This window comes from Dankookia rubra (genome assembly GCF_004355005.1).
Taxonomy (GTDB): Bacteria; Pseudomonadota; Alphaproteobacteria; order Acetobacterales; family Acetobacteraceae; genus Paracraurococcus; species Paracraurococcus ruber_A.
Window position 1 is genome coordinate 1 of sequence record NZ_SMSJ01000193.1, and the last position, 4,244, is coordinate 4,244.

At 75.1% G+C, this 4,244-nt stretch carries 5 protein-coding genes; all 5 read left to right on the forward strand.

Going from position 1 to position 4,244, the window contains the following annotated elements; all coding sequences use genetic code 11:
• The coding region (locus tag E2C06_RS38260; protein ID WP_456305205.1) for a hypothetical protein at positions 1-206 on the forward strand (206 nt) is incomplete at its 5' end.
• Positions 207-209: 3 nt separating this feature from the next.
• On the forward strand, positions 210-536 hold the full coding sequence (gene fliN / locus E2C06_RS35560) for a flagellar motor switch protein FliN (protein ID WP_241671618.1): 327 nt from the start codon (positions 210-212) through the stop codon (positions 534-536).
• A 4-nt stretch (positions 537-540) separates the two neighbouring features.
• Positions 541-1,956 carry a sigma-54-dependent transcriptional regulator gene (locus E2C06_RS35565; protein WP_456305206.1) on the forward strand — a complete coding sequence of 472 codons (1,416 nt, stop codon included), beginning with the start codon at positions 541-543 and terminating at the stop codon, positions 1,954-1,956.
• A gap of 3 nt (positions 1,957-1,959) precedes the next feature.
• Positions 1,960-4,023, forward strand: a complete 2,064-nt coding sequence (flhA, locus tag E2C06_RS35570) for a flagellar biosynthesis protein FlhA (RefSeq protein ID WP_133293258.1) — start codon at positions 1,960-1,962, stop codon at positions 4,021-4,023.
• A 3-nt stretch (positions 4,024-4,026) separates the two neighbouring features.
• On the forward strand, positions 4,027-4,244 hold a 218-nt coding region (locus E2C06_RS35575), incomplete at its 3' end, for a hypothetical protein (protein ID WP_456305207.1).

The following is a 4,244-nucleotide window of genomic DNA, read 5'->3' on the forward strand; positions in this document are numbered from 1 at the left end:
CGGTGACGCTCCGCGTCGCGCCGGGCCAGGCGGCGGCGGCGGCCGCGCGGATCGGCGCGGCCGCGCTGACCATCGCGGAAGACCCCGACCTGCCGCCCGGCGATGCCGCGGCGGCCTGGCGCGGCGGCGGCGCCGCGCTCTCGCTCGCGGCACGGCGGCAGGCGATCGCCGCCTTGCTGCAGGCCTTCGACCTTCAGGAGACATGACGCATGCCGGACCCCGGACCCTTCGAGAGCGTGACGGCGGCGGAGGCCAGCGCGGCACGGGCCGCGGCGGGGCCCTCGGCGCGCGACCTCGAGGCCGTATACGACATCCCCGTGCAGGTCAGCGCCGTGCTGGGGCGGGCGACGATGCAGGTGTCGCAGCTGCTGAAGCTCGGCCGCGGCGCGGTGGTCGAGCTCGACCGCAAGCTGGGCGAGGCGGTGGACATCTACGTCAACAACCGGCTGGTCGCGCGCGGCGAGGTGGTGATGGTGGACGACAACCGGCTCGGCGTGACGATGACCGAGATCGTCAAGACCGACCGGCTGGGATAGCGGCATGATCCGTCTCCTGATCATCGGCGCGCTCGATGCCGAGCTCGGCCAGGCGTCGCGCATCGCCGCCGCCCGCGGCGCCCGGGTGGCGCAGGCGGACGGGCCGGCCGCGGCGCTGGCGCGGCTGCGGACGGAGGGCGCCGACCTCGTGCTCTGCGACCTCGCGCACGACATCGGCTGGCTGATCGAGCGTCTCGCGGCCGAGCGCATCGCCTGCCCGGTGATCGCCTGCGGCCGCAACGCCGATGCCGCCGCGGCGGTCCGCGCCATCCAGGCCGGGGCGAAGGAGTTCCTGCCCCTTCCCCCCGATGCCGAGCTGATCGCCGCCATGCTGCAGGCGGTGGCGGGCGAGGCCGAGGGCCCGGTCTGGCGCGACCCGGTCATGGCCGCGCTGCTGGCGCGGGCCGAGGCGCTGGCCCGGGCCGAGGCGAGCGTCCTCGTCACCGGCGAGAGCGGCACCGGCAAGGAGGTCCTCGCCCGCTTCCTGCACGCGCACAGCCGCCGCAGCCGCGGCCCCTTCGTCGCGCTGAACTGCGCCGCCCTGCCCGAGACATTGCTGGAGAGCGAGCTCTTCGGCCACGAGAAGGGCGCCTTCTCCGGCGCCGTCGCCGCCCGCAAGGGCAAGTTCGAGCAGGCCGACGGCGGCACCCTGCTGCTCGACGAGATCGGCGAGATGGATGCGCGGCTGCAGGCCAAGCTGCTGCGGGTGATCCAGGAGCGCGAGGTCGACAAGCTCGGCGGCACCGCGCCGGTCAAGGTCGATGTGCGCCTGCTGGCGGCGACCAACCGCGACCTCGGCGCCGAGGTCCGTGCCGGCCGCTTCCGCGAAGACCTCTGGTTCCGGCTCAACGTCGTGGCGCTGCACATCCCGCCGCTGCGCGAGCGTCCGGGCGACGTCGCCGCGCTCGCGGCGCATTTCGCCCGCCGCTTCGCCGCCGCCAACGGGCTGCCGCAGCGCCCCGTCTCGCCGGCCGCCGAGGCGCTGCTGCTGGCGCATCCCTGGCCCGGCAACGTGCGCGAGCTCGAGAACACGCTGCACCGCGCGGTGCTGCTGGCCGAGGGCGGCTGGATCGGGCCGGAGGCGATCGAGCTGACGCCGCTGCAGGCGCCGCGCCCGGCGGCCGGTGCGGCGCCCGCCCCGGCCTCGCCGGCCTCCCCCCCTGCCGCGCCCGCCCCCACCTCCGCCCCCGTCTCGGCACTGGTCGGGCGGCGGATGGAGGAGGTGGAGCGCGACCTGATCATCGAGACGCTGACCCACTGCCTCGGCAACCGCACCCGGGCGGCGGAAATCCTCGGCATCTCCATCCGCACGCTGCGCAACAAGCTGCACGAGTACCGCGCGCAGGGCGCACCCGTGCCGGTCGCGCCGGGCAGCGGGCTGCTGCCGGGCCCCGGGCCCTGGACCGGGATGGGCCGCTGACGGATGGGAAGCATCGCGCTGCCAGGATGGCTGCGGGAGATCCGGATGGGCGGCGACGTGGCGCTGGCGCTCGGCGTCGCGCTGCTGCTGGCGGTGCTGGTGGTGCCGCTGCCGACCCTGCTGCTGGACGCGGCGCTGGCGCTCTCCATCACGCTCTCGGTGCTGATCCTGATGGTCGCGCTGTTCCTCACGCGGCCGCTCGACTTCACCGCCTTCCCGCAGATCCTGCTGCTCTCGACGCTGCTGCGCCTGGCGCTGAACGTCGCGACGACCCGCACCATCCTGACCCACGGGCATGAGGGCCCGCAATCCGCGGGTCAGGTGGTCGCCGCCTTCGGCGGCTTCCTGATGGGCGGCGACGTCATCGTCGGGCTGATCGTCTTCGCCATCCTGCTGGTGGTGAACTTCATGGTGGTGACGAAGGGCTCCGGCCGCATCGCGGAAGTCGCGGCGCGGTTCAGCCTCGACGCCATGCCCGGCAAGCAGATGGCGATCGACGCCGACCTTTCCTCCGGCCTGATCGACGAGAAGGAGGCGCGCCGCCGCCGCCGCGAGCTGGAGGAGGAAAGCGCCTTCCACGGCGCCATGGACGGCGCCGCAAAGTTCGTCCGCGGCGACGCCATCGCCGGCCTCATCGTCACCGCCATCAACCTGATCGGCGGGCTCGCCATCGGCGTGCTGCGGCACGGGCTGCCGGTCGCCGAGGCGGCGACCACCTTCTCCATGCTGACGGTGGGCGACGGGCTGGTCAGCCAGATCCCCTCGCTGCTGGTCTCGGTCGCCGCCGGCATCGTCGTCACCAAGGGCGGCGGCGAGGAGCGCGCCGACCAGGTGATGGGCCGCCAGCTCGGCCAGGGCTGGAAGCCGATGGCGCTGGCCGGCGGCGCCGCGGCCGTCATGGCCCTGCTGCCGGGCATGCCGATGATCCCCTTCCTGGCGCTGGCCGGCGCCGCCGGCGCCACGGCCTGGAGCCGGCGCGACGCCGTCCACACCGCCGAGGCCGCGCCTGCCGCCGCCCCGGCCGAGGCCGCCGAGCCGCCGGTCGCCGATGCGCTGCGGCTCGACCTGCTGCGGCTCGAGCTCGGCTACGGGCTGCTCTCGCTGGCGGCCGGCGAGGCGCCGAGGCTGACCGAGCAGATCAAGGCGCTGCGCCGCACCATGGCGCAGGAAATGGGCTTCGTCCTGCCCAGCGTCCGCATCCAGGACAACCTCGAGCTGCCGCCCGACACCTACATCCTGCGGGTCAAGGAGATCGAGGCCGCGCGCGGCCAGCTCCGCCCGCCGCTGCAGCTCGCCATCGACCCCTCCGGCCAGGTGCCGGCCATGGCCGGCGAGCGCACGACGGAGCCGACCTTCGGCCTGCCCGCGCTCTGGATCGACGAGGCGCTGCGCGACGAGGCGCTGGCGCGCGGCTGCACCGTGGTCGACTGCGCCGGCGTGCTGGCGACCCACCTGACCGAGACGGTGCGCGACACCATGCCCGAGCTGCTGTCGTTCTCCGAGACGCAGAAGCTGCTGGACGAGCTGCCGGCCGAGCACAGGAAGCTGGTGCAGGACGTCATCCCGTCCCAGATCAGCACCGGCGGGCTGCAGCGCATCCTGCAGGCGCTGCTGGCCGAGCGGGTCTCGATCCGCGACCTGCCGACGATCCTGGAAGGGGTGCAGGAGGCCGTCGCCGCGGGCAGCCGCGGCATCGGCGGCATCCTCGGCGTGGTGCGGGCGCGGCTGGCGCGGCAGCTTTCGGAAGCCGCGCGCGGGCCGGCCGGCTACGTGCCGCTGATCGCCCTGTCGCCCGACTGGGAGCTGGCCTTCGCCGAGAGCCTGGCCGGCCCGCCCGAGGACCGCCAGCTCGCCATGGCGCCGAGCAAGCTGCAGGAGTTCATGCAGCGGCTGCGCGACGCCTTCGATGCCGCGGCGGCGTCCGGCGAAGCGCCGGTGCTGGTCTGCTCCGGCGCCATCCGCGCCCATGTCCGGGCGATCGTCGAGCGCTTCCGCCCGGCGACCATGGTGCTGAGCCAGGCGGAGATCCATCCGCGCGCCCGCATCCGCACCCTGGGCCAGGTCTAGCCGATGCGGCTCCGGCTGTTCCGCGCGCCGAGGATGGCCGAGGCGATGGCGCAGGTCCGCGCCGCGCTCGGCGACGACGCGGTGATCCTGGCGACCCGCCGGACCGCCGGCGGGGTCGAGGTGACGGCGGCGCTCGAGGATGCGGCGGCGGCCGAGCCCTGGCTGATCCCGCCCGGCGCGCCGGCCGCGGCGGCACCAACCGAGCCGCGGCCCGCCGCGGC